The organism is Kaistella sp. 97-N-M2 (assembly GCF_021513235.1).
Taxonomy (GTDB): domain Bacteria; phylum Bacteroidota; class Bacteroidia; order Flavobacteriales; family Weeksellaceae; genus Kaistella.
Genome location: NZ_CP090976.1, coordinates 612,700 through 637,706 on the forward strand (window position 1 = coordinate 612,700; position 25,007 = coordinate 637,706).

Consider the following 25,007-nt stretch of genomic DNA (forward strand, 5'->3'; position numbering starts at 1 on the left):
AGGTATGCTGAACTACGAAATAGCCGGAAATGGAAAAGAAAACCTTGTGATGCTGCATGGTTTTATGGAAAACCTGATGATTTGGGAAGAAATGGAACAACCTCTTTCAAAAGAATTCAGTTTAATAAAAATCGATCTGCCCGGACACGGCTTAACAAAAATTTATGGCGAAATCCATACCATGGAAATGATGGCGGACGAAGTAAAAAAGGTCACCGATCATTTAAAACTAAAAACTTTCCATTTACTCGGGCATTCGATGGGGGGTTATGTTTCGCTGGCTTTTGCCGAAAAATTTCCGGAGGTTTTGAAAAGTTTAACGCTGTTTTTTTCGACTTTTTTGGCGGACGATGACGAAAAAAAGAACAGCGCCGAAAAAGCTTCCGAATTATAAAAGAGGCATTTCCCACATACGTGAAAGCAGGTGTGCCTAATTTGTTCAGCGCCAACGAAAAAGATATTCTGGAAGGAAAAATTAACCTGGCGAAAGAAATTGCGCTCTCCACAAAAACCGACGGTGCTCTTGCCGCGGTGAAAGGCATGATCGAACGAACGGATAAAACTTCAGTCATAGAAAAATTTGATGGAAAAATCCTTGTACTGGCCGGGAAACACGACAATGCGGTGAACGTAGACAAAACCTTGAAAAACCTCCCCGATAAAACCAATATCAAATCCTATGTTTTGGATTGCGGACACAATGGTCATTGGGAAAAACCCGCAATTTGTGCAGCCATTATCACTACAGAATTGCTGCACAATTTACCGAAAAAACTCCTGTTTTAACTGAAAAAAAAGCAATATGGAAATTCTCTCTAAAATATTGATTGCGGTGGTGGCCGCAGAACATGTCTCCATTCTTTACATGGAAATGTTTGCGTGGGAAACTTTGGGTAAAAAAACTTTTAAAGGTGCGCTGAAAGAAGAACTATTTAAGCCAACGAAAGGCCTGGCGGCAAATCAGGGCTTGTATAACGGATTTTTAGCCGCGGGCTTAATTTGGTCGCTTTTAATTTCAGATGCTGCCTGGTCCAGTAATATTGCTCTTTTCTTTCTTGGCTGCGTTAGCATCGCCGGCATTTATGGTGCTTTTTCGGCTTCGCGAAAAATATTTTTCGTGCAGGCATTACCCGCTATTTTAGCCTTGGTAGTCCTATTATTGAAATAATTTAAAAATCCTCCTGCTCTACCTTTTCTTTAAAATCTTCAATCGTTTCTTCGATCGATTTTATATATTTTCCGCCTGCTGCGTTGATGTGACCGCCGCCGTTGAAATATTTTCGGGAGAACTGATTCACGTCCACCTCATCTTTAGACCGGAAAGAAATTTTGATAAAATCTTCATAAAGATCCTCCATAAAAAAGGCGGAAACCTGTGTTCCCATAATGCTTAAACCATAATTCACAAAACCTTCGGTGTCTCCTTTTTGGAAACCGAATTCTTTCAGTTCGTCCCTTTTCAGCCAAAGAATGGCTACTTTACCGTCTTTCACAACTTCGATTCGTCCTAAAATTAAAGCCAGAAGATGAAGCCTTGAAACCGTATTTGTATCCCACGTATTTGAAGTTATCATGGCCGGATCGGCACCTTTCTCGATTAAATTCGCCACAATTCTGTGCGTATCGGCGCTTGTGGAGCGAAAACGGAATCCGCCGGTATCGGTCATGATTCCTGTGTAAAGACATTCTGCAATATCCTTGTTGACTAAACTCTCTTCATTTAAAGCCTGAATAAAATGATAAATCATTTGCGACGTGGCGGGAATGGTAACATCTGAATAAATATAATCGAAATCTTCCGGCTGCTGATGATGATCGATGAGGATTTTTACGGCTCTGGCTTTTTCAATCCAGGGACCAACCAGATTACCGCTTCGGTGCGAGGCGTTAAAATCCAGAATAAAAATGACATCCGCATTATAAATAGCTTCACCGGCGATCTTCCGTTTATAATCGGCGATGATGACTTTTTTGGAGTCGGGCATCCATTTCAAAAACTTAGGGAAATCATTGGGAACAATTACATCCGCCATCACCCCTTTTTGCGCAAGAAAATGCTTTAATCCTAAACTTGAACCAATAGCGTCACCATCGGGATTGTAATGCGTAATAATGACGATTTTTTTATCGGGCGTAATGAGGTGTTGAATTTCTGAAATTTCTGCGGCTGTAAACATTAATGATATAATTTTAAAGAATTACAAAGATAAGGTTTGTTTTTTATCGTGGAGAAATTCTGCTCTCGAAAGTTTCTGACGCCAGCGGTAACCTTCTATGGAAAAATCCCAGGAACTAAGATTAAAAGCTTCGAAAGAATATATTTTACCGCATTAAAAGAGAAGAACAACAATACTTAATACAAGAAATATACTATAGAACTTACCTATTTTATTCTGATCAAGTCCGACCATAATCCGCGCAGGTTTTTTTTAAAATAGTAAATTTAATTTGCAACAAATAAAAACTTTCCTATCTTTGCAATCTGAAAAACAAGATATAGTTTTACTTAAAAATATTAGCAATGCCAAAAAGAACATTCCAGCCATCTGAAAGAAAGAAAAGAAATAAACACGGTTTCCGTTTAAGAATGGCTACGCCCAATGGAAGAAGAATATTAGCTGCAAGAAGAGCAAAAGGCAGAAAGAGTTTAACAGTAAGTGCACAACGCGCTAAGAGATAAACTCCGACCCGATCATATACAATTATGCTTGAAAGTAATTTTTCAGGCATTTTTTGTTTGTTAAAATTTGCCAAAATTTAGCGCACAGGAAAAGTTTTTTCTATTTTTGAGGGGCTTTCGAAACAATTCCTTTTAATCAACATCAATCTTAAAAATATATGCCACATTCTTCTCAAGACGGCCAGGACGTAATTCATCTAACCAATGCGAAAATCGCGCAGAAAAATTTCACCGTCTTAAATGAAGTTAATCTTCATATTAAAAAAGGCCGTTTCTGTTATCTTATAGGCAAAACAGGATCCGGCAAAAGTTCTTTGCTAAAAACACTTTACGGGCATATTCCCTTAAGTTCTGGCCACGGAACAGTAGCGGGGTTTGATTTAGAAAATCTTCGCACGTCCGACGTACCCAATCTTAGACGCAAACTGGGAATTGTATTTCAGGACTTCCAGCTTTTGCCCGACCGTACGGTTGAAAAAAATTTAAAATTTGTCCTGGAAGCTACAGGCTGGACGGATAAAGTGAAAATGGATGACCGGATTAATGAAGTTTTGGCGAGTGTTGGCATGAAATCCAAAAAACACAAGATGCCGCACGAACTTTCTGGTGGCGAGCAACAGCGGATTGCCATCGCACGAGCGCTTTTAAACCACCCAGAATTAATTTTAGCCGATGAGCCGACGGGAAATTTGGATCCGGAGACTTCTAACGAAATTATGACCTTACTGAAGCAGGTCGCTTTCGAAAATAATTCTGCCGTCGTAATGGCAACACACGATTATCATATGATTCAAAATTTCCCGGGCGAAGCCATTCGTTGTGAGGACGGAAAAGTAACTGTTTTAGATACGGCGGAACTTTTCGAATAAATTTGAATCTTTTAAAAATACAAAAACCTGTAATTATTTTACAGGTTTTTTTTGCACTTAAATTATAATTGAGTTCAACTTTGGCTAAAGAAAAATCTACTTCAATAGAAAAACGGACTAAAGCCCGTTTTTATCTATTTTCAATTTTAAATTGACTCTATTAATTTTTTAATTTATCCTTTAAACTGACCCATTGCGATGAATTTGTCCTGTCTCTGGATTTCCAGTTCCTTCCCGGTAAATTTGGAGAAAGCTTTGATGTTCTGCAGAATCGATGTTTTTAAATGGTCATACGCCACCGCCGGGTCATATTGCGCGCCACCAAGGGGTTCTTCGATAATCCCGTCGATGAATTTTTCTCTTAAAGCATCTTGCGGTGTTAATTTCAAAGCATTAGCGGCATCTTCTTTATGGTCCCAGTTTCTCCACAAAATTGAAGAACAGCTTTCCGGCGCAATTACGGTGTACCAAGTGTTTTCTAACATGTACACCTTATTTCCTACTCCAATTCCTAAAGCACCACCACTCGCTCCTTCGCCAATAATGTAGACGAAAATGGGTGTTTTAAGCATCGTCATTTCAAAAATATTTCTGGCGATGGCCTCTCCCTGTCCGCGTTCTTCCGCTTCCAAACCGGGATAAGCTCCGGGCGTATCAATTAAAGAAATAACGGGAATCCGGAATTTTTCCGCCAGTTTCATAAGTCTTAAAGCTTTTCGGTAACCTTCGGGATTGCTCATTCCGAATCTGCGCAGCTGTCTTTCCTTTGTGGTTCTACCCTTCTGCGTTCCAATGATCATTACTCTTTCGCCACCAATTTTGGCTAAACCACCAATCATGGCAGGATCGTCTGCGAAGTTGCGGTCGCCGTGAAGTTCCAAAAAGCTGTCCTTATCCGTAATTCCTTTAATGAAATCCAAAGTATAAGGACGATCCGGGTGGCGCGAAAGCTGAACCCGCTGCCACGGCGTAAGATTGAGGTATATTTCTTTCTTTTTTTCTATAATTTTATCTTCGATTTGTGAGCAGGCGAGTTTAACGTCGACCCCACTTTCTTCACCTACCAGGGAGCAGGTTTGGTACTGATCTAGCAGTTCTTTAATCGGAAGTTCAAAACTTAAGTATTCCATTTCGGTATTTAAAATTATCTTTCAAATTTAGTAAAAAATATAGAAAATTAGGGGATATTATTCACCGCATTTCTTATTCTGGCGATACTTTCTTCTTTTCCAAGGATTTGGAGAATATCGGGAACATCGGGCCCTTTTAGTTCGCCGACCAAACACAATCGAAGGGGCATCATCACTTTTCCCATGCCGAGACCTTTGCTTTCCGCGAAATCGTTAATTTCTTTTTTTAATGTTTCGGTGTCAAAATCGATAGTTTCCAGATGAGAGACGAAATCCGACATTACTTCGGCTGCGGCGGGGTTCCAGGCTTTTTTTACGGCTTTTTCTTCATATTCTTTTGGTGCTTCGAAGAAGAAAATTCCGTCGGTGTAAATATCTTTCGCAAACGTGGCGCGTTCCTGCATCAAAGAAATCACTTTCAATAATTTATCGTCGCCACAGTTCAGCAGGTCTAAACCTTCCACGTTTCTTAAAAGGACCAAAACTTCTTCCGGCGACTTATTTTTTAAATATTCCTGGTTGAACCATTCTGCTTTTTCTTTGTTGAATCTGGCGCCGGCTTTATGAACTTTATTCAGATCAAATTCCGCCACCATTTCTTCCAACGTCAATATTTCGCGGTCATTCGCGGGACTCCAGCCCAAAAGCGCGACCATGTTGATGAAAGCTTCAGGCAGATAACCTTCTTCACGATAGCCTTTCGAAATGTTTCCTGTTTCCGGATCTTCAAAATTCAACGGAAAAACGGGGAAACCAAATTTGTCGCCGTCGCGTTTGCTGAGTTTTCCTTTTCCTTCCGGCTTCAGAATAAGAGACAAATGCGCGAACTCGGGTTTTTCCCAGCCCATCGCTTCATAAAGCAGATAATGCAGACCGAGTGACGGCAGCCATTCTTCGCCGCGAATCACGTGAGAAATTTCCATTTCGTGATCATCGACCACGTTAGCAAAATGGTAAGTTGGCATTCCGTCGTGCTTCACCAAAACTTTGTCGTCTAAAGTATTTGTATTTACGGAGGAAGTACCCCGAATGATATCTTCCAAAACCAAAGTACGGTCGATCGGCATTTTAAAACGAACGACGTACGGCACTTTGTCGTCGATCAGCTTCTGAACTTCGTCTTTGGAAAGCGTTAGTGAATTTTTTAAACGGTTCCGCGTAATATAGTTATAGGCGAAAACATCGCCGTTTTTTTCGAATTCAGTTCGAATTTCATCCAGTTCTTCAGGCGTATCAAAGGCGAGATAGGCCGAATCTGTTTTGAGGATTTCTGCCAGATGTTTGTCGTAAATATCGCGTCTTTCCGACTGGCGGTAAGGCGCAAAAGGTCCGCCATGTTTCGGGCTTTCATCGGGAATGATGCCGCACCATTCAAGGGCTTCTAAAATATAATTCTCGGCACCTTCCACATATCTGGCAGTATCGGTATCTTCAATTCTCAACACGAAATCGCCGCCCTGGTTTTTGGCAAAAAGGTAATCGTATAAAGCCGTTCTAACTCCTCCTAAATGTAAAGGCCCGGTGGGACTTGGTGCAAAACGCACTCGTACTTTGCTCATTCTCCTTAAAATTTTAAGATGCAAATTTAAAGAAAAAATAGGGTTAAATGCCTTTATTTTTGCTGTTTTAGGCCGAAAGGAGAAAGTGTTTCGCACTAGTTTCCCTTTAAGACAGAATTCTAAACAATGTCTTCCGGAAATTTAGTTATTTTTGTAACATAAATAATGCAACTATGTTAGAGATCGGCGATAGACCCTGGGGAAAATACTATGTTTTGGAAGATGAACCCCATTACAAATTAAAGCGAATTGAAGTGAACGCAGGGCAAAGACTTTCTTACCAATACCATCACCACCGGCAGGAATTCTGGACCATTGTGGAAGGTGAAGCGGTGGTGATCCTCGATGAAGTGGAACACCATGTAAAGTACGGCGAAAGCATTCATATCCCTTTGGGTGCAAAGCACCGCATCGAAAACAGAAGTTCAGATTTAGTCGTTTTTATAGAGGTGCAAACCGGAACTTATTTCGGGGAAGACGATATTGTTCGCCTCGACGATGACTATGAACGAACGAAATAATACGCAATGTCGGAAATATCATTTTTAGTCGGACTAAAAAACAATCTGGAATATTCCAAAAAATTTTACCGCTTTTTCCGCGCCACCTTTCCGCAGGAGGAATTGGTTTTCGTAAGCTTCGGAAGTACCGATGGTACCGATGAATGGTTAGACTCTTTACAGGATGGCAACTTAAAGCATTATCACAATTCCGAATCAAAATCGCTGGCAGACACTTATAATAAAGCCATCGAAACAGGGACAAAAAAATACGTCTGTTTTTTACACAACGACATGGTGTTGGGTCGAAATTTTGTGCATGAGATTGAAAATGGCCTGAAAATTAATTCGTTAGTTTACTACAAAACAGTTGAACCCCCAATTTTCGCCGGGGACAACCGCTTGTGGAAAGAAATCAAGGATTTCGGGACTGATTTTGAGAATTTCGATGCGGCTGAATTTTTTGAATTTGAAAAAGAAAACTTAAATTCTAAGGGAGTTTTCGTAGAAAATTCAAGTTTTTTTCTGGCTGCGTCGAAAGAAAACTTAATGAAGATTAATGGTTTGGATCCGCTCTTTAAACCCATGTTTTGCGAAGATGATGATCTTATTTTGCGGCTGAAATTATCCGGTGAAAAACCCTATTTATTTCCCTCAGCAATTGTGTATCATTTTGTGAGCAAAACTTCCCGATTTTCCGCAGAGTATGTAAATACAAGCCAAATGATCGAGAAAAACTCCCACCGTAATTTTTACCGAAAGTGGGGTTTTGGAAACCATTCGACGCACCAAAACAAGAGAACTTACGGACTTTTGCTAAGTAATGCTGATTTAAAATCGGTGACCGCTTTGGAACCTTTCGTAACGCATATTTATTCAGATTATGATCCTTCGGAATATATTGAAAGTGAAACGGAGAAAACCGATTTTGATCTTTCTGAAAAATTCCGAAACCTTTCAGACACCGTTTCCGATGATGTAATTTTAAAATTTAAGGGAAATCAGTTATCAGAAAAAAACCTGAATGTCTTCAGAAATCTAAATGATCTGATTATCGCAAGAAAATCCCAGAACCTAAAAAATACGATCACAAATTTTCTTTTCCCAAAACCGCATACGAACTTTAAAATTAAAGCGGTAGAATTCATCATTCAAAAAGAAAATTTACTCGAAAAAAATTTAATTGTCAGAAAATCGAAATGATAAAAAATCTTATTACGATCTCTTACGGAATTACGGTCAACAACGAAACGAAAGAAATAAAAACGCTTCTGAATCTGCTGATTCCCCTGATTGACGCGCAAGATGAGATTATCGTTTTACAGGATATCACGAATGAAAACTTAGAAGTCACCCGTATTTTAGATTCCTACGGCAACAAAATAAAAAGAATGCAATCTTCTCTGAATGGTGATTTTGCGGCTTTCAAGAACAACCTGATTTCGGCATCGGCTAAAAAATATCTGTTCCAAATTGATGCGGACGAATATCCGAAACCCGAATTGATTAAAAACATCAAGTGGTTTTTGCTGAAAAACTTTCGCGCAGATTTTTTTCTTGTTCCGAGAATCAATACGGTTGAAGGGATTACAGAAGAAGATATAAAAAATTACGAGTGGAAGATTAATGAGAAAAACTACATTAATTTCCCGGATTTTCAGAACCGTTTATTTAAGGTTAATGGCAAAATCCGGTGGGAAAATAAAGTTCATGAAAAGCTCGTTAACTATTCAAAGCTTAAAAGATTACCGATAAAAAATGAAAATTATTGTCTGGTTCATCCGAAAGGCATCGAAAGACAACGCAAACAGAATGCATTTTACGACACTTTATAATCCCATTAAAAATCTGTTCCAACAATATTTATAACACGCAGTTTCATGAAAATAAAAGTTATTTTTGACTTCGAGGTGATTGGCAAAGATTATAAAATTAATCAAACCGGCATCTTCCGCGTCGCTTATGAATTGCTGAAAAAACTGATGTCACGCAACGAAATTGAGGTTATGGCCTCCGTTTTCAACTTCAACAGCGATAAGAAGATCACTGCTAAAATTGAGCGTTTTACTGCGGATCATCAAATGAATTTCCAAAAGGTTAATCGCATCAGCAGAGTTAAATTTCTGCCCTTTCGAAAGGAAAAACTTTTCAAATTATTATACAGTAAACTGGACATTTCTAATTATAAAATAACCTTTACTAAAGAGATCGCTGAGGCACAAATCTATCATTCTCTGTACTTTCCGCTTCACCCAAGTTTAGAAAAATACAGGCACCTCAAAAAAACAGTAACAATTCATGATCTCATACCCATTTTATTCCCTGAATATAATGATAACACGAAGCTTTTAAAAGACACGATAAAAAGCATTGGCAAGCATAATTACGCCATCTGTGTGTCGGAAAATACGCGCCGCGACCTGTTGAAATACGCGCCGGACCTGGATCCCGAAAAAGTTTTCGTCTCTTTATTGGCTGCATCACCCGAAATATTTTACGTCTGCCGCGATGAAGAAAAATTTAAAGAAATACAGAAAAAATACGCCTTGCCAAACCGATATTTCTTAAGTCTAAGCACTTTGGAACCACGGAAAAACATCCATCATGTCATCAAATGTTTTGTTAAAATGATTACAGAAAATAATATCGATGATTTAAGTTTGGTTCTTGTAGGTTCGAAAGGCTGGGATTACGGAAAAATTTTCGAGGAGTACGAAAAACATCCGCATCTTAAAGATAAGATCATCATCACCGGTAGAATTCCCGACGGAGATTTGGCAGCGGTGTACAGCAATGCAGAGGCATTTTTTTATATGTCTTTATATGAAGGATTCGGTTTACCGCCGTTGGAAGCCATGCAATGTGGTACTCCAACAGTCGTATCGAACGTTTCTTCCCTGCCGGAAGTCGTTGGTAAGGCGGGATTTTTGGTAGATCCAACAGAAGATAAAGCCTTAATTGCGCAGATGCTCGAGCTTTATAAGAATGCAGAGTTGCGCGAAGAATATTCGAAAAGAGGACTGGAGCAGGCAAAGAAATTCTCCTGGGAAATAACCGCGGATCAGCATTTGGAGATCTACAAAAAAATATTATCTTCCTCCTCTGAGGTTCTTTCTTAAATTTTCAAAAAAAATACTTTGAAACAAAAAATTCTTTATTTCATGCCCGATAATCCGATGGTCGGACAAGCCGGAAACATTACGCGACTGAAGCAAATGCTGCATTATCTTAATGAAAGCGACGCAGTTGAGGCCGAATTTGTTTCCCTGATTGACTGGGGTTTCTGGAACGAGGAACACCGTGCGGCCTTCACGATAAAATATCCGAACATCGCCCTTCATTTACTTGAAAAGAAACATAAAAAGAATTTTTTCAAATATTTTGTGCTCTATAAAATTCCCTATTTTTTTAAAAGTAATTCGATCGACCTCTCCAGTTACATCTTGCGGAAGGAATTTCAGAAAATTCTGCATTCAAAAAAATATGATAAAGTATTGGTCAGTTACGCTGCCTGGGGTAAAATTATTGGAGAGAAGGATGAGAGCATGTATACTATTATTGATACGCACGACTTTCTGACGGCGCAGAGCAGCAACAAAAGAGATATCGGAAGAAGCTTTAGGGATGAGATCGAAATCCTCAATAATTTTGATGAAGTCTGGACTTATTCCGTGGAAGAAGAATATATTTTCGGACAATTTACGCGACCCGAAATCAAAACGACGTTAATTCCCGTCTCCTTTCCGATCAATACTTCAAAAGAAGCTTTACATCAAAAATATGATGTGATTTATGTCGCAAGCAATAATCTCCACAATATTGCGGGAATTAAATGGTTTTTAAAGGAAGTTCTGCCGCTATTAAAAGATATCACAATTCATATCATCGGAAAAATCGGAACAGTGATCGGCGACTATGAAAATGTAATCAAATACGGAATGGTCGATGATCTGGAGGACTTTTACCAACATTCTAAAATCGCCATTTGCCCTATGCTCAGCGGCACCGGAATTAAAATTAAAGTTGTAGAGGCACTTTCCTACGGGATTCCCGTCGTAACAAACCGAAGAGGCGTTGACGGACTGGTGAATAAAAAAGACAACGGCTGTCTGGTGACCGACGATGCTAAAGTTTTTGCCGAACAAATGATGCGTCTTCTTAATGATGAGGCATTTTATTTGGAAACGAGAGAAAAAGCGGTCTCCTACTTTAAAGAAAACCACGATCCTAAATTAGAGATCGAAATTCTGAACAGAACTTTCACCACATGAATAAGAAAATACTCCTCGATTTAGAACGGCTCCGATACCCTTATTCCGGGATTGCGAACGTTTTTCGTAATTTGGCAAAAGGCTTTCAAAACGAAAACAAAAATTTTGACATCACGTATTTTGGCGAATTTTCCTCTTTAAACTTTTCAGTTCCTAAAAAAATCGAGTGGAAAAAATGGCATAAGTTTTTGGAGAATTTCAGTCCGGATTTCGACATCATTCATGTCAGTCATCAGTTATCCTCCTATTTTCAGCGGAATTATAAAAATTCAGTTAAAATCGTAACGCTTCACGATCTTAATTTTTTACATGAAAATCTGTCGGAAAAGAAGAGAAAAAAGATGCTCACCAAAGTGAACAACAATCTGAAAAATGCAGATTATATCGTTTGTATTTCGGAATATGCGAAGAAAGATCTGCTGGAGAACAAACATCTTTTCGATTTTAGGAAACTGAAGGAAGTCGTGGTCATTCACAACGGAATTAAACTTCCCGACGACCGGATTTATGATCTGGGTAAACTTTCTTATCTAAATCAGAAAAAATTCATCCTCAATATTGGTGTTCTCTTCGATAAAAAAAATCAACTTTCTTTGGTTGAAATGCTGCCGTACGTAGAAGAGGATTTGGTTTTAATCGCTTCCGATGAAAAGAATTCTTATGCTGAAAATGTACGAAGCCGGATTAAAGAATTGAATTTAGAGCACCGGGTTCATTTCCTTAAAAAAGTCTCCGAGGAGGAAAAATATGCCCTAATTCAAAATTGCAACGCTATGTGTCATCCCAGTATTGCGGAAGGTTTTGGCATTCCACCAATTGAAGCAATGGCGTTTGGGAAACCCGTTTTTCTCTCCACGTTGACGAGCCTGCCCGAAATTGGCGGCGACGCAGCTTTTTATTTTGAAGATTTCGATCCAATAAAAATGGCGGAATTTTTTAATAAAAAAATGAAATATTATGCGGAAAATAAACTGGCTTTATCTTTAGAAATAAAAAATTGGACAAAACAATATGATTATAAAGTAATGTCCAATAATTATCTTCGATTTTATGAGCAGATTTTAAGAAAACTTACTTCTTAAATTCCCTAATCGTTTTCTCGATAATGCCGACGCAATCAATAATTTGAGCTTCAGTGATCACCAATGGTGGCGCCAAACGAATGATATTTCCGTGCGTGGGTTTTGCCAGTAAACCGTTTTCTTTTAAAGCTAAACAAAGATCCCAGGCAGTGGAACTTTCCGGCGTATCGTTGATGAGAATTGCATTGAGCAAACCTTTACCGCGAACTTTCGTAATAAGATCGGTCTTTGCGATCACCTTATTAATTTCTGAACGGAATAGCTGACCTAAATTCTCAGCTCTTTCCGAGAGATTTTCCTCCTCAACCACGTCTAGAGCTGCTATTGCAACCGCGCAGGCAACCGGGTTACCGCCAAAAGTTGACCCATGTTGTCCCGGCTTGATGACATTCATAATTTCATTATTCGCCAAAACTGCCGAAACGGGGTACATTCCGCCGGAAATTGCTTTTCCTAAAACCAAAATGTCGGGTTGTACATTTTCGTGCTGGCACGCGATCAATTTCCCTGTTCTCGCGATTCCGGTTTGTACTTCGTCCGCAATGAAAAGAACATTATATTTTTTACAAAGTTCAGAAGCGTGTTTTAAGTAGCCTTCGTCCGGAACATAAACTCCGGCTTCACCCTGAATGGGTTCTACCAAAAAGGCGGCAATGTTTTCAGCATCATTTTTTAAAGTTTCCTCTAAAGCATTGATATCGTTGTATGCAATTTTAATAAATCCAGGTGTAAATGGACCATAATTTTTACTAGCATCGGGATCATTGGAAAAGGAAACAATGGTTGTTGTACGTCCGTGGAAGTTATTTTCGCAAACGATAATTTTCGCAGCATTTTCCGCAATTCCTTTGACTTCGTAACTCCATTTACGGGCTAATTTTACGGCAGTTTCTACGGCTTCTGCACCAGAATTCATCGGTAAAACTTTATCAAATCCAAAAACAGCAGTAATCTTCTTTTCGTATACGCCTAAAGTTGAATTATGAAAAGCTCTCGACGTTAAAGCCAGTTTTCCGGCCTGATCGACCAATGCCTTTAAAATTTTCGGATGCGAATGACCTTGGTTCACCGCGGAATAAGCCGAAAGAAAATCATAATATTTTTTTCCTTCAACATCCCAAACGAAAACACCTTCGCCTTTTTCTAAAACCACCGGAAGCGGATGATAGTTATGTGCGCCGTGCTCATTCTCTAAATCGATGTAGTATTGCGAATCTTTTTGTAGCGTAACTTCTGACATATTTTTACTTTTTGCTAATTTAATGATTATTATTGATACCTTCTGAAAGGAAATTGCCTCAAAAAGAGGCAATTATATTTTAAATGATCCGGAAAATTAGTTATCAAACTTTTTCTCCATCACAAAATCTTCCATAAATTTTGTCGTATAATTTCCAGCGAGATAATCTTCGTTTTCCATCAATTGCCGGTGGAAAGGAATGGTTGTCTTTACGCCTTCGATATAAAACTCTTCCAAAGCACGCTTCATTTTAGCGATGGCTTCATCCCGCGTTTGCGCCGTGGTAATGAGTTTTGCAATCATTGAATCATAATTCGACGGAATGGTATAGCCGGAATAAACATGCGTATCAACCCGAATACCGTGGCCGCCGGGAATGTTCAGCTCTGTAATTTTCCCCGGTGACGGTCGAAATTCGTTAAAAGGATCTTCTGCATTAATTCTACATTCGATAGAGTGCAGTTTCGGCAGATAATTCATTCCGGAAATCGCCGTACCGGAAGCCAGAAGAATCTGTTCGCGAATTAAATCGTAATCCACAACCTGCTCTGTGATCGGATGTTCGACCTGAATTCTCGTGTTCATTTCCATGAAATAAAAATTACGGTCTTTGTCTACCAAAAATTCGATGGTTCCAACGCCTTCATACGCAATATATTCCGCAGCTTTCACCGCAGCGGCACCCATTTTCTCCCGAAGTTCATCGGTCATAAAGGGCGAGGGCGTTTCTTCTGTTAATTTTTGATTTCGTCGTTGTACCGAACAGTCTCTTTCCGAAAGATGACAGGCTTTCCCATATTGATCACCTGCAATTTGAATTTCGATGTGCCGTGGCTCAACAATCAGTTTTTCCATGTACATTCCGCCATTTCCAAAGGCCGCAGTGGCTTCCTGCACCGCAGAGTCCCAAAGTTCGTGCAGATCTTCTGCTTTCCAAACTGCGCGCATACCTTTTCCACCACCTCCTGCAGTTGCTTTGATCATGACAGGATAACCCATTTCCTCCGCAAGTACTGCCGCGGTTTCATAGCTGTCGATCAAACCTTCAGACCCGGGAACACACGGCACGCCGGCTTCTTTCATGGTCTTTTTTGCATTGGCTTTATCGCCCATGCGATCGATCTGATCCGGTGTTGCGCCGATAAATTTAATGCCGTTTTCCTGACAGATTCTGGAAAAATTAGAATTTTCTGATAAAAATCCGTAACCCGGATGAATGGCGTCGGCATTGGTAATTTCCGCAGCCGCAATAATATTCGAAATTTTAAGATAAGAATCCTTACTCGCAGCGGGCCCGATGCAGACGGCTTCGTCGGCAAAGCGAACGTGCAGGCTGTCTTTATCGGCGGTAGAATAAACGGCAACCGTTTTAATCCCCATTTCTTTGCAGGTGCGTAGAATCCGCATTGCAATTTCGCCGCGGTTGGCTATTAATATTTTTTTGAACATCTTTTTGATATTTTAAATTTTAAATTCTGAATTTTAAATTATTTTAAATGAGTTTCCACTTAAAATTGATAATTTATAATTTAAAATTTCTTAAGAAGGATCTACCAGGAACAACGGTTGGTCATACTCTACAGGCGTCATGTCGTCTACTAAAATTTTCACGATTTTACCGGAAATTTCAGATTCGATCTGGTTGAATAATTTCATCGCTTCGATTACACAAACAACTTTGCCCGTAGAAACCTCATCACCAACGTTTACAAAAACATCTTTATCTGGTGAAGGTTTTCTGTAGAAAGTCCCAATCATAGGAGATTTAATGGTAACAAATTTACTGTCGTCCGAAACCGTTTCGGCAGGCGCATCAGCGGTAGGTGCTGCTGCAGGTGCGGGCGCAGAATGATTTTGTTGCTGAGGCGCAGAATGATAAACCTGTGGCTGCTGCATGTAGGTCATTTCATTTCCTCCCAGTGGCGTTTTAATGGTGATTTCGAAATCTTTCGTTTTGTACTTCACCTCGGAAACTTCCGCTTTGGATACAAATTTTATAAGATTTTGGATGTCTTTAATGTCCATATAATTGGTTTTGATTATTATGTCAAAGATACTAAAAAACAACAAAAAACCACTCAAAATTCAAAAAATCGAGTGGTTTTGGTATAAAATTGAAGTTTTTCTAAGGTTTATGCCTAGATTTCTTCTGTGGATTCTACTGTTTTTTCCATTACTACTTTACCTCTGTAGTACATTTTTCCTTCAGACCAGTGTGCTCTGTGATAAAGGTGCATTTCCCCGGAGGTTGCATCTTTCGCTAACTGAGGAACTTCTGCTTTGTAGTGGGTTCTTCGCTTATCTCTTCTTGTTGAGGATTGTCTTCTTTTAGGATGTGCCATTTCTTATATTTTTAATTTGATGAGCGATGAGTCGTTGATTGCTCAATCCTCATCATTTTAAACTATTTATTTTTATCTTTTAAATTCTTCAAGGCTTCCCATCTCGGGTCGCTTTTAGGTTCTTCTGTTATTTCTTCTTTCGGACTGAATTTTTCTAAAGTTTCTAAATCTTCTTTAGAGATATTAGGCGAAACCTTCTTCATCGGAACCGACAACATTACATCTTCATAAATCAGCTGTGCCACATTAAATGCGTGGTCTTTGCTGGGAATTGTAATAACATCGATTTCGCTGTCGTCATATTCTTCGCCGAATTTTACCAAAACACTGATTTCACTTTCAATGGGATACGTAAAACCATCATTGCTGATGTCGCAAACCAAATCCACAGTGCCTTTTGTTTTGATCCAGAATTCCAAAAAAGTCGTATGTTTTTCCATTAAAACATCAGCCATAATTTTCGGTTCTGTAAATTCCTGTTCCGTATCGAAAAGTTGAAAGAACTTCTTATCTATCTCAAGCTGGAATTCGTGTTTTCCGTTTTTCAGTCCCGAAAACACGATATCGTAGTTTCTTAGTCTGTCCATAAAATGAGTGTGCAAAAATATGCAAATTTTTTAATATTACAAATAGTTTCGTGAACAAATATTGGAGAAATACTTTTTTTGAAGATTTAGCGGTTGCGCTCGCGCGGCAAATCTTCATCCACACTGTGCCCAGAGGAAGCTCTGCGTGGTTGCATGCGGTTCGTCATCAGATCATTATACTCCTGTCTGTTCTTAAATATTTTGACTGCAGTAAATATAGCTTCACTGAAACTTTGTTCGTCCGCTATATTTTGTCCGGCAATATCGTACGCCACGCCATGGTCCGGAGAGGTTCGGATGAATGGCAATCCAGCCGTGTAGTTCACACCTTCTTCGTAGGCCAAGGTTTTGAACGGGGCTAAACCCTGATCGTGATACATGGCCAAAACCGCATCGAAGTTTCTGTATTTGCTGGGTTGGAAAAAACTGTCCGCCGGGAAAGGTCCAAACGCTAAAATTCCATTATCAAAAAGTTCGCGGATGGCGGGTTCTATAATTTCTATCTCTTCCTTTCCAATTGCGCCGCCATCGCCGGAATGCGGATTAAGTCCCAAAACGGCAATTTTGGGTCTTTCGATCTGAAAATCTTCAATCAGACACTGATTCAGCATTTTGATTTGCTTTTTAATTTTTTCCTTTGAAATATTTTCGGCAACCTGCGCCAGCGGAATATGATGGGTTGAAACAGCTACTTTTAAATCTTCCGTAACGAGAAACATTAAGCCTTTTTTCTCGAATTTTTCTTCCAGATAACCGGTGTGTCCGGCGTGCGCAAAACCTTGCTTCAGCATTTCCTCTTTATTGATGGGCGCGGTTACCAAAACATCAACTTCGCCATTCATCAAAGCAGTTGTAGCGGCTTCTAAAGATTCAATCGCCATTTTGGTAGATTCTTCGGTGGGTTTGCCTAAATCCACATTTACATTATCTTTCCACAGATTCAGCATGTTGATTTTATCATTTTGGGCCTGTGCGACTTCGGTGATATAATTAAAATTATGATTGAGTTTGAAAATGTTTTTTTGATAGGTAAAAAGCTTTCCGGAACCAAAAATTATAGGCGTAAAAAAATCGGTGATGGTTTTATCTTTCAGAGCTTTCATGATGATCTCGGGACCGATCCCGTTGTAATCCCCAATAGAAATTCCCACTCTTATTTTATGCTGCTTCGGACTCATTTTTAATTATCTTTGAAGATTAATAGAATTTCACAAATTTAGGAAATTAGAAATAACTATTTATTTATTTATAGAACTTATTTTTTTTCCACAGAAAAACCTTTTTTATGTTCACAGGAATCATCGAAGCCACGGCTATCATTCAAAAAATAGAAAAACGTGCTGAAAATATTCAATTCACTTTAACCTGCCCTTTTACCGAAGAGTTAAAAATCGACCAAAGCCTCGCGCATAACGGCTGCTGCCTGACTGTGGTTGATATTTCCGGCCAAAACTACGGCGTGACTGCCATTGCAGAAACCCTTGAAAAAACCAATCTCGGCGAGTGGAAGGTTGGAAGCGAAATTAATTTGGAACGTTGTTTGAAGTTTGATGGAAGGTTGGACGGGCACATCGTTCAAGGACATGTCGACAAGAACGGAATCGTAAAGAGTATTGAAGATCAGGACGGAAGTTTTTTCATCACCATTCAATATGATGAAACTGATGATTTTACAACGGTTCCCCAAGGTTCCATTACCGTGAACGGAATTTCTTTAACGGTGGCTGCAAGCGGAACGGGCGAATTTTCAGTGGCAATTATTCCCTACACCTGGGAATTTACGAATATGAAAACGCTCGCGCCTGGAAACAAGGTCAATTTAGAATTCGACATTATCGGAAAATATGTAACGAAACTTATGAAAAAAAATGCCGTTCTCCCACTACAAAGGTTATAGTTTACGAAATAAAGTTTTTGGCGGCTTTCTTTTAATATGTTTTCTCAGCATATTAGGATCATCTATTCTTTCCTTTTTTATTTTACGAAATAATGCGGTGGAGCAAAGCCGAACCGATCTTCAGAAAAAATCCGAAGCGCTGATGTCTGCCTTAGATTATGGCGTCAGTCATACGCAGGTCGAAACTGCCGATCTGCCCATGATTTTAAATAACGATATTTTCGAAATCGCAGATATCAACAATCAGGACATCATTATTTACGATCTAAAAGGAAATCTTCTTATTTCCAACAAAGACAGCAATCTTATCGTAGAGAAAAAAATCCCGCTCCAAATCGTAAATCAGGTCTTGAAAACCGACAAACGTGTTGATTTTCAGAAATACGACGAAAAAACCGATTCGAATGTAACCTCTTCGTATACTGTTTTGAAAAACAATATGTTAGAACCCATTGCAATCGTTTACTTTCCCTTTTATCATAATGACGGATCTTACTTTAATGTGTTTAATAAATACGTAAACTATATCGTTATCGTTAATTTGTTCATTATCGCTTTTGCAGTTTGGCTGAGCTGGATTATTTCTAATAATTTAACCAATGCTGTGACCAAATTTTCGAATTTAATCAATACGGTGACGCTCTTCGAAAAAGACCCGCAGGCCATCCGCTATTACCAAAAAGATGAACTCAGCCAGTTGGTAAAAGCCTATAATAAGATGATTTTGCAGATTAAAGAGCAGAAGGAAAGATTGAGTTTTAAAGAAAAAGGAGAAGCCTGGCGCGAAATGGCAAAACAGGTGGCGCACGAAGTGAAGAACCCTTTAACACCGATGAAACTCACCATTCAAAACTTCGAGCGAAAGTTTAATCCCGAAGATCCGAATATCCGCGAAAAAGTGAAGAATATGAGCAAAACCCTTGTCGACCAGATCGATTTGGTGGCAAAAGTTGCCAGCGCATTTTCGCAGTTCGCGCAACTTCCGGAAAAAAATAATGAGGTCTTTAATCTCAATCAGGAGATTAAAAAAATCACCAATATTTTCAGCGATGAACGGATCTTTTTTCACGCGAACAAGGAAAATATTATGATCGATATGGACAAAATTTACTTGTCCAGAATCATCACCAATCTTGTGGCAAACGCCAGGCAGGCAAGTCAGGACGATCGCGAAAACATCATTAATGTCGACGTAGAAGAACGCCAAAAAAGAATCATCATTACCGTTGAAGATAACGGGATCGGAATTCCTGAAGAACTTTATGACCGCATTTTCGAACCAAATTTCACATCTAAAACAAGTGGTACAGGTCTAGGCCTAACAATGGTTCGGAAAATGGTGGAAGATTACAAAGGCGAAATTTCTGTTAAATCGGAGATTGGTAAAGGTACCACGTTTACGATTTTGCTTCCTAATAATTTATAAGCCGAGACCAAATCGGTTCTTATTAAATTTCGCTCCATGAAACCTTTTCAGTTCAAAAATTTTAATATTAACCAGTCAAAAAATGTTTTTCGCGTCGGGACAGACGGCGTTTTGTTAGGCGCCTTAAGTTCGGTGGACGGATCTCAAAATATTTTGGAAGTGGGCACGGGAACGGGTTTAATTTCGCTAATGATCGCGCAGAGAAATGCCATGGCCCGAATAACGGCACTCGATCTGAACGCTGATGCTGTAATCCTCGCAGCAGAAAATTTTAAAAATTCTCCTTTTCAAGACCGGATTAGCGCTGCTCAACACGATTTCAAAACTTACGTAACCGACGAAAAATTTGATTTGATTGTGTCGAATCCGCCCTATTTTGAAGAGAATCCCTCCGAAAAAGATATTGTTGCACGGCAGCAGACGGAACTTTCATTTTCCAATTTAATTCAAAAATCAGCGGGTCTTCTCTCCGACAAAGGAACATTTTCCGTGATCATTCCGTTCGAATCGGGAGATCATTTTGAAAAAATGAGTGTTGTAAACGGATTATTTCCTTTCAGAAAGATCAAGATTTTTGGGATTAAAAATTCGGCGCCGAAAAGATGGATTTTAGAGTTAAGACGAATCCCCCAACATTGTGAGGAAATCGACTTCATTATTGAACAGTCGCCCAGAAAATATACAGACGAATACCTGGAACTAACGAAGGATTTTCATGTTTTTGCCACCTAAGCAATCAGATTATTTCGGCGCATTCAGCGTAATAACAATATCTTTTCCGATGTTCTTTTTGGAGGAATATTTTGCATCGCAAACGGACGTCGTAACGGTGTAGCTTCCCTTATCGACAAGGAGAAAATTTTGATTATTCGCAGGAACATCGAGGTTATAAAACTTTCTGCCGCTGATTTTTACAATCAGGTTGCACTTGGACCGGTTCACAATTTGAACATAAGCCGTTTTGCTCCCCGGATCCGTATTGAAAAGGTGATTTAACAGATCTGCGGTGCGTTTGTGTTTCTCGTTCGACCCGTTTTTTGCAACGTCTTTTTTAATAGAAGTTTCCAGTTTGTTCGTGTTGATAGGTTTAACGCTGGGTTTGGCCACTTTAGCCTGTTGCGACGGCGTTTTGTTGTTATTGATTACCGCCACCAGTTTCCTTTTAAACTCCGGTGTTTTGGGATGATTGGGATTGTATTTTATAAAGTTGGCAATGACTTGCGGATCGGTACTTTTTTCGACCTGTGCGGCGGTGTAAGAAGATTGCGCACACGATAGCGTAGAGATGAAAAAAGCAAAAAAATAAAAATATTTCTTCATGAACAGGGTGATTTTTAAAAGTTTAAATTTTAAGAATAACGCAAAAACATCCTTTTTAGTTTGTGCTAAATTTATTATATTTGCAGCGCTGAAAAAAAGCCAATTTACTCAAAATTTCAATATAAAAATAAATATATGTATACACCAGTTGCTGCAGATGTAGCTAAATTAAGAAACATTACAGGCGCAGGAATGATGGACTGTAAAAAAGCGTTGGTAGAAGCTGAAGGAGACTTCGACAAAGCCATCGAAATCCTTCGTAAGAAAGGACAGAAAGTTGCGGCTAACAGAGCAGACAGAGAATCTGTTGAAGGCGCTGTAATTGCAAAACTGAACGAGGACAACACCATGGGAGCTATTATCGCTTTAAATTGTGAAACAGATTTCGTAGGTAAAAACGACAGTTTCGTAGAATTGGCACACGAACTGGCAGAACAGGCTGTTGCTTACGCAAATAAAGAAGAATTTTTAGCTTCAGATTTCCACGGAATGACGGTTGCTGAAAAATTGATCGAACAAACAGGAGTAATTGGAGAAAAAATCGAAATCGGTTCTTTCGAAAGAATTGAAGGCCCATTTTTAGGTGCTTATATTCACGCAGGAAATAAAATTGCGGCCATCACGTCGCTGTCTCAAAATGTAGACGGTGCTTCAGAAGTTGCAAAATCCGTGTCGATGCAGGTTGCAGCAATGAACCCACTGGCTTTAGACGAAACTATGGTTTCTCAGGAAACGATCGACAGAGAACTTGATATCGAAAGAGAAATCTTAACGAAAGAAGGAAAACCTGCAAACATCATCGACAACATCCTGAAAGGAAAAATGCAGAAATTCTACAAAGACAACACTTTGGTACACCAGGCTTTTATTAAAGACGGAAGTACTTCGGTTGCAGATTATGTAAAATCTGTAAACGGCGATTTAAAAGTAATTGGATTTGTAAGAGTTAGTCTTACATAATCGAACACGATCCCTTATAAAAATCTCTTTCTGCCAAAGGAAAGAGATTTTTTTTTCGGCTAATTAGAAGTAATTTCACAGCATATTTCAACTTATGAAAATCGGCAGCTTTCTATCTTTCCTAATCTGCATTTTTCTTGTTTTGATTCCCACTGAAATAAAGACGCAATACATCAATGTTGATACCAATTTCTCGGCGGATCAGCTCGTGAAAGATGTTTTCTTTGGCACCCAAAGTGCCGGCTGCATTTCCGTGGAAGATGTGACGGTTAATGGATACGATTTTGGAAACGGCAACAAAAGTTTTGGATATTTTAATAAAAACGGCAGCGGTTTTCAGATGGAAGAAGGAATAATTCTTTCCACCGGCAGCGCTTTAACGGCAATTGGTCCGAATGATTTTATTCAAACTAAGGACCGCAACAGTCCCTTTGCAAATTCAGGTTGGGGAGGCGATCCGGATCTTATTGATATTTTGAACCAAAGCGGCCTTAATTCTGATAATATTTTAAACGCGACCGTTTTAGAATTTGATTTCACCTCTTTGAAAAGCAGCGAAATAAGTTTTGATTACCTTTTTCTTTCGGAAGAATACCAGACCGGTAATTGCCAATATTCCGACGCATTTGCCTTTCTTATTAAAAAAGCAGACAATTCAACACTTTATAAAAACATTGCGGTAATTCCCGGGACCCAAACGCCCGTTTCGACGTTAACAATTAATGCCGCGCCGTTTTGCCAGAAAAACACCGAATACTTTGGAAGTTTCAACGGCGTGCAAACCCCTACTAATTTTAATGGCCAAACGAAAATCTTAACTGCAAAAGCGGAGGTAGAAATTGGTGTTAAATATCACATCAAGCTTGTTATTGCCGATCATGGTGATGTAACTGGCCTTTTCGATTCTGCCGTATTTTTAAAAGCCGGAAGTTTTGTAGGCAACAAAGATCTCGGTTCGGATCGACTTATTTCTCAGGGCACCGCACTCTGTGAAAATTCGACTTTACTACTGGAGGCTACCACTGCCGGAGCCACGTATCAATGGTACAAAGACGGACTTCCGATTACGGGAGAAACTGCGCCCACTTACACCGTAACAACGGCGGGAGATTACGAGGTTCGGATCGATGATTCCGGTTGTCCGGTGAAAGGATCCATCAAAATTGAATATGCTGCAATACCTGTATTAGATGAAAAAAAGTACTGTAATTATAACAATGGAAATCCCATTTCTGTTCAACTTCAGGATTTAAACAAAGAAATCGTCACCAATTATCAGGATTATTTCGAAGTTACGTATTTTGCAGATTCCACTTATTCCGCACCCTTGCCAAACAACTTCACCCACACTTCCGACGTTGATATTTTTGCGAAGGTAAAAAGTGGCATCTGTGCACCTGTTAGAGAGGTTGTTCATCTTTACACACCAAAAAAGTCGATTCTTTTGACAAACCAGACCATTTGCCCAAATGCGGTCACAAGATTAGAAACTGAGCCTACGTTCACCTTCTACAAATGGATGCACGAGAACGGCGACCTCATTGCGGAAGGACCTACTGTCAACTTTGTGGATGATATTCCTGTAGGAAAATATATCGTAGAACTAACGGCGCAAAACGGCTGCAAACTGCAACAGGAAGTTACCGTTGGTGCCGCAGAACTTCCGCAGATAACGAACATTGAAGTCACCGGAAATAGAGCAACAGTTTTTGTGATGGGCGGAAATCCTCCTTACCAGTATTCGCTGGATCAGGGCACTTTTCAATCATCCAATATTTTCACCGATGTTACGCGTGGACGACACAAAATCTCCGTGAAGGACGATAAAAACTGCGAAATTATTGAAAAGGAATTTTTGGTCATCAACCTCATTAATGTGATTACACCAAATGCTGACGGTAAAAATGATGTCCTGGATTATTCCGATCTTCAGCTTAAAAAAGACGTCATCATCACCATTTATGATCGGTTTGGGACCGCTGTTTTTACTTCCAAAAATCCGCCCTACCTCTGGGACGGAAAAATGAGTGGCAAAGTTCTGCCTACCGGCAATTACTGGTACATTTTGAACTGGACTGAACCGGATACCAGTTTACCTGTTTCCTATCAAGGCTGGATGCTGCTAAAAAACCGCGATTAACTTAAGCCAGCGTAATGTGGCCGAAATGCTGAAAACCATTGCGAAAATCTTTTACAGACATTCTTTTTTTGCCTTCCAACTGTAATTCTTCGGGAAAATAAAATCCGTCTGATGTATAAATTCTGAACTGATGTTTGTCGATTTCCAAAGTTCCCGGAGCTTTTTCGTGCGCAGACAATTCAAATCGGCCTTCATAAATTTTCAAGGTTTTTTCTTCCTCCCCTATTTTCAGACTCGTAAACGCACACGGATAAGGCGACATGCCGCGGATAAAATTGTACACTTTTTCTGAATTTTGCTTCCAGTTAATTCTGGTGTCTTCTTTAAAAATTTTGAACGCATTTTTAGGTTCATCCACAGCAGGCTGTGGCATTTCCTGTATAGAATTCTCCGCCAAACCATCTAATGTTTTTACTACGAGCTTCGCACCCATTTGCATAAGGCGGTCGTGAAGTGAGCCCGCGTTTTCGGTGGGCACAATTTCAATCGCCTCCTGTAAAAGGATATTTCCTTCGTCGATTTTTTCGTTAATAAAGAAAGTTGTGGCTCCTGTTTTTTTCTCGCCGTTGATGATTGCATAGTTGATGGGTGCGGCGCCACGATAATCCGGCAACAAGGAAGCATGAAGGTTGAAAGTGCCCAGTACCGGCATTTCGAATAAGATTTTCGGCATCATTCGGAAGGCCACAACCACGAAAACATCGGCGTTTAATTTTTGAATCTCCTCTAAAAATTCTTCATTTCGCAATTTCTCCGGCTGAAAAACCGGAAGCTGTTTTTCTGCGGCAAACATCTTCACCGCCGACTGATTTACTTTTTGACCGCGCCCACTGGCTTTATCTGCCACCGTAACTACGCCGACGACTTCGTGAACGGATTGATGAATGGCTTCTAAACAGGTTTTTGCAAATTCCGGAGTTCCAAAAAAGACGACTTTTAATGATTTCATTTATATTTAAAAAAGGAGATTAATAATTTTTCAGAGACTTTTAAAATAAGATATC

25 protein-coding genes and 1 pseudogene are annotated in these 25,007 nt (G+C 39.5%); 15 read left to right on the forward strand and 11 right to left on the reverse strand.

Annotation, left to right across the window (positions count from 1 at the left end; all coding sequences use genetic code 11):
• Positions 1-4 precede the first annotated feature (4 nt).
• Together L0B70_RS02965 and L0B70_RS02970 are read left to right on the forward strand one after the other, a co-directional pair.
• Positions 5-786 (forward strand): annotated as a pseudogene (locus L0B70_RS02965) (alpha/beta fold hydrolase).
• 16 nt (positions 787-802) lie between these two features.
• A complete protein-coding gene (locus L0B70_RS02970; RefSeq protein WP_235142824.1) occupies positions 803-1,168 on the forward strand; it encodes a DUF1304 domain-containing protein in 366 nt (121 codons plus the stop codon).
• Position 1,169: 1 nt separating this feature from the next.
• Here the strand turns inward: L0B70_RS02970 and L0B70_RS02975 are convergent, their stop codons facing one another.
• Complete coding sequence (locus L0B70_RS02975) at positions 1,170-2,177, reverse strand: bifunctional oligoribonuclease/PAP phosphatase NrnA (RefSeq protein WP_235142825.1); 1,008 nt, start codon at positions 2,175-2,177, stop codon at positions 1,170-1,172.
• Positions 2,178-2,521: 344 nt separating this feature from the next.
• Here L0B70_RS02975 and rpmH point away from each other — a divergent pair, with 344 nt between their 5' ends.
• Complete coding sequence (gene rpmH, locus L0B70_RS02980) at positions 2,522-2,680, forward strand: 50S ribosomal protein L34 (RefSeq protein WP_235142826.1); 159 nt, start codon at positions 2,522-2,524, stop codon at positions 2,678-2,680.
• A 158-nt stretch (positions 2,681-2,838) separates the two neighbouring features.
• Entirely contained in the window at positions 2,839-3,549 is a 711-nt protein-coding gene (locus tag L0B70_RS02985) for a cell division ATP-binding protein FtsE (RefSeq protein WP_235142827.1), read from the forward strand.
• A gap of 173 nt (positions 3,550-3,722) precedes the next feature.
• Here L0B70_RS02985 and L0B70_RS02990 read toward each other — a convergent pair whose 3' ends face one another.
• Both L0B70_RS02990 and gltX read right to left on the reverse strand, forming a co-directional pair.
• Positions 3,723-4,679 (reverse strand): acetyl-CoA carboxylase carboxyltransferase subunit alpha, encoded by a 957-nt coding sequence (locus tag L0B70_RS02990; protein WP_235142828.1) that lies wholly within the window; start codon positions 4,677-4,679, stop codon positions 3,723-3,725.
• Between the two features lie 47 nt (positions 4,680-4,726).
• The gene (gene gltX, locus L0B70_RS02995) at positions 4,727-6,238 is read right to left on the reverse strand and encodes a glutamate--tRNA ligase (RefSeq protein WP_235142829.1); all 1,512 of its coding nucleotides are present in this window, start codon (positions 6,236-6,238) and stop codon (positions 4,727-4,729) included.
• A 173-nt stretch (positions 6,239-6,411) separates the two neighbouring features.
• On the opposite strand from gltX, the gene L0B70_RS03000 reads away from it, so the two are divergent.
• Genes L0B70_RS03000 through L0B70_RS03025 form a run of 6 tightly spaced genes read left to right on the forward strand, consistent with a single transcriptional unit; the run spans position 6,412 to position 12,091 of the window.
• Entirely contained in the window at positions 6,412-6,759 is a 348-nt protein-coding gene (locus tag L0B70_RS03000) for a phosphomannose isomerase type II C-terminal cupin domain (RefSeq protein WP_235142830.1), read from the forward strand.
• Positions 6,760-6,765: 6 nt separating this feature from the next.
• Complete coding sequence (locus tag L0B70_RS03005) at positions 6,766-7,941, forward strand: glycosyltransferase family 2 protein (RefSeq protein WP_235142831.1); 1,176 nt, start codon at positions 6,766-6,768, stop codon at positions 7,939-7,941.
• Positions 7,938-8,573, forward strand: coding sequence for a hypothetical protein (locus L0B70_RS03010; protein ID WP_235142832.1), 636 nt, complete (start codon positions 7,938-7,940; stop codon positions 8,571-8,573). Before L0B70_RS03005 ends, L0B70_RS03010 begins: the two co-directional genes overlap by 4 nt.
• 45 nt (positions 8,574-8,618) lie before the next feature.
• Positions 8,619-9,857 (forward strand): glycosyltransferase family 1 protein, encoded by a 1,239-nt coding sequence (locus L0B70_RS03015; protein WP_235142833.1) that lies wholly within the window; start codon positions 8,619-8,621, stop codon positions 9,855-9,857.
• 18 nt (positions 9,858-9,875) lie between these two features.
• Positions 9,876-11,009, forward strand: a complete 1,134-nt coding sequence (locus tag L0B70_RS03020) for a glycosyltransferase (RefSeq protein ID WP_235142834.1) — start codon at positions 9,876-9,878, stop codon at positions 11,007-11,009.
• Positions 11,006-12,091, forward strand: coding sequence for a glycosyltransferase family 1 protein (locus tag L0B70_RS03025; RefSeq protein WP_235142835.1), 1,086 nt, complete (start codon positions 11,006-11,008; stop codon positions 12,089-12,091). Before L0B70_RS03020 ends, L0B70_RS03025 begins: the two co-directional genes overlap by 4 nt.
• Here the strand turns inward: L0B70_RS03025 and rocD are convergent.
• From rocD to pdxA, 6 genes are all read right to left on the reverse strand, one after another.
• Positions 12,081-13,331, reverse strand: a complete 1,251-nt coding sequence (gene rocD / locus L0B70_RS03030; RefSeq protein WP_235142836.1) for an ornithine--oxo-acid transaminase — start codon at positions 13,329-13,331, stop codon at positions 12,081-12,083. The two genes, L0B70_RS03025 and rocD, sit on opposite strands and share 11 nt — an antisense overlap.
• 96 nt (positions 13,332-13,427) lie before the next feature.
• Positions 13,428-14,780 carry an acetyl-CoA carboxylase biotin carboxylase subunit gene (gene accC / locus L0B70_RS03035; RefSeq protein ID WP_235142837.1) on the reverse strand — a complete coding sequence of 451 codons (1,353 nt, stop codon included), beginning with the start codon at positions 14,778-14,780 and terminating at the stop codon, positions 13,428-13,430.
• Positions 14,781-14,870: 90 nt separating this feature from the next.
• Positions 14,871-15,356: an acetyl-CoA carboxylase biotin carboxyl carrier protein gene (gene accB, locus L0B70_RS03040; RefSeq protein WP_235142838.1), complete on the reverse strand. Its 486-nt coding sequence runs from the start codon at positions 15,354-15,356 to the stop codon at positions 14,871-14,873.
• A 113-nt stretch (positions 15,357-15,469) separates the two neighbouring features.
• Complete coding sequence (gene rpmF / locus L0B70_RS03045; RefSeq protein WP_235142839.1) at positions 15,470-15,673, reverse strand: 50S ribosomal protein L32; 204 nt, start codon at positions 15,671-15,673, stop codon at positions 15,470-15,472.
• 62 nt (positions 15,674-15,735) lie between these two features.
• Positions 15,736-16,260 (reverse strand): DUF177 domain-containing protein, encoded by a 525-nt coding sequence (locus L0B70_RS03050; protein ID WP_235142840.1) that lies wholly within the window; start codon positions 16,258-16,260, stop codon positions 15,736-15,738.
• A gap of 86 nt (positions 16,261-16,346) precedes the next feature.
• Complete coding sequence (pdxA, locus tag L0B70_RS03055; protein WP_235142841.1) at positions 16,347-17,438, reverse strand: 4-hydroxythreonine-4-phosphate dehydrogenase PdxA; 1,092 nt, start codon at positions 17,436-17,438, stop codon at positions 16,347-16,349.
• Positions 17,439-17,545: 107 nt separating this feature from the next.
• Here pdxA and L0B70_RS03060 point away from each other — a divergent pair, with 107 nt between their 5' ends.
• Genes L0B70_RS03060 through L0B70_RS03070 form a run of 3 tightly spaced genes read left to right on the forward strand, consistent with a single transcriptional unit; the run spans position 17,546 to position 20,315 of the window.
• On the forward strand, positions 17,546-18,157 hold the full coding sequence (locus L0B70_RS03060; protein WP_235142842.1) for a riboflavin synthase: 612 nt from the start codon (positions 17,546-17,548) through the stop codon (positions 18,155-18,157).
• Positions 18,129-19,583 carry a HAMP domain-containing sensor histidine kinase gene (locus tag L0B70_RS03065; protein ID WP_235142843.1) on the forward strand — a complete coding sequence of 485 codons (1,455 nt, stop codon included), beginning with the start codon at positions 18,129-18,131 and terminating at the stop codon, positions 19,581-19,583. The genes L0B70_RS03060 and L0B70_RS03065 overlap by 29 nt, the downstream gene beginning before the upstream one ends.
• 36 nt (positions 19,584-19,619) lie before the next feature.
• The gene (locus L0B70_RS03070) at positions 19,620-20,315 is read left to right on the forward strand and encodes a tRNA1(Val) (adenine(37)-N6)-methyltransferase (RefSeq protein WP_235142844.1); all 696 of its coding nucleotides are present in this window, start codon (positions 19,620-19,622) and stop codon (positions 20,313-20,315) included.
• Between the two features lie 9 nt (positions 20,316-20,324).
• Here the strand turns inward: L0B70_RS03070 and L0B70_RS03075 are convergent, their stop codons facing one another.
• Positions 20,325-20,903 (reverse strand): DUF6759 domain-containing protein, encoded by a 579-nt coding sequence (locus L0B70_RS03075; protein ID WP_235142845.1) that lies wholly within the window; start codon positions 20,901-20,903, stop codon positions 20,325-20,327.
• A gap of 135 nt (positions 20,904-21,038) precedes the next feature.
• Between L0B70_RS03075 and tsf the strand changes: the two genes are divergently transcribed.
• Together tsf and L0B70_RS03085 are read left to right on the forward strand one after the other, a co-directional pair.
• Entirely contained in the window at positions 21,039-21,863 is an 825-nt protein-coding gene (tsf, locus tag L0B70_RS03080; protein ID WP_235142846.1) for a translation elongation factor Ts, read from the forward strand.
• A 94-nt stretch (positions 21,864-21,957) separates the two neighbouring features.
• Positions 21,958-24,003 carry a choice-of-anchor L domain-containing protein gene (locus L0B70_RS03085; RefSeq protein WP_235142847.1) on the forward strand — a complete coding sequence of 682 codons (2,046 nt, stop codon included), beginning with the start codon at positions 21,958-21,960 and terminating at the stop codon, positions 24,001-24,003.
• A gap of 1 nt (position 24,004) precedes the next feature.
• Here L0B70_RS03085 and fmt read toward each other — a convergent pair whose 3' ends face one another.
• The gene (gene fmt, locus L0B70_RS03090) at positions 24,005-24,952 is read right to left on the reverse strand and encodes a methionyl-tRNA formyltransferase (protein ID WP_235142848.1); all 948 of its coding nucleotides are present in this window, start codon (positions 24,950-24,952) and stop codon (positions 24,005-24,007) included.
• Positions 24,953-25,007 lie beyond the last annotated feature (55 nt).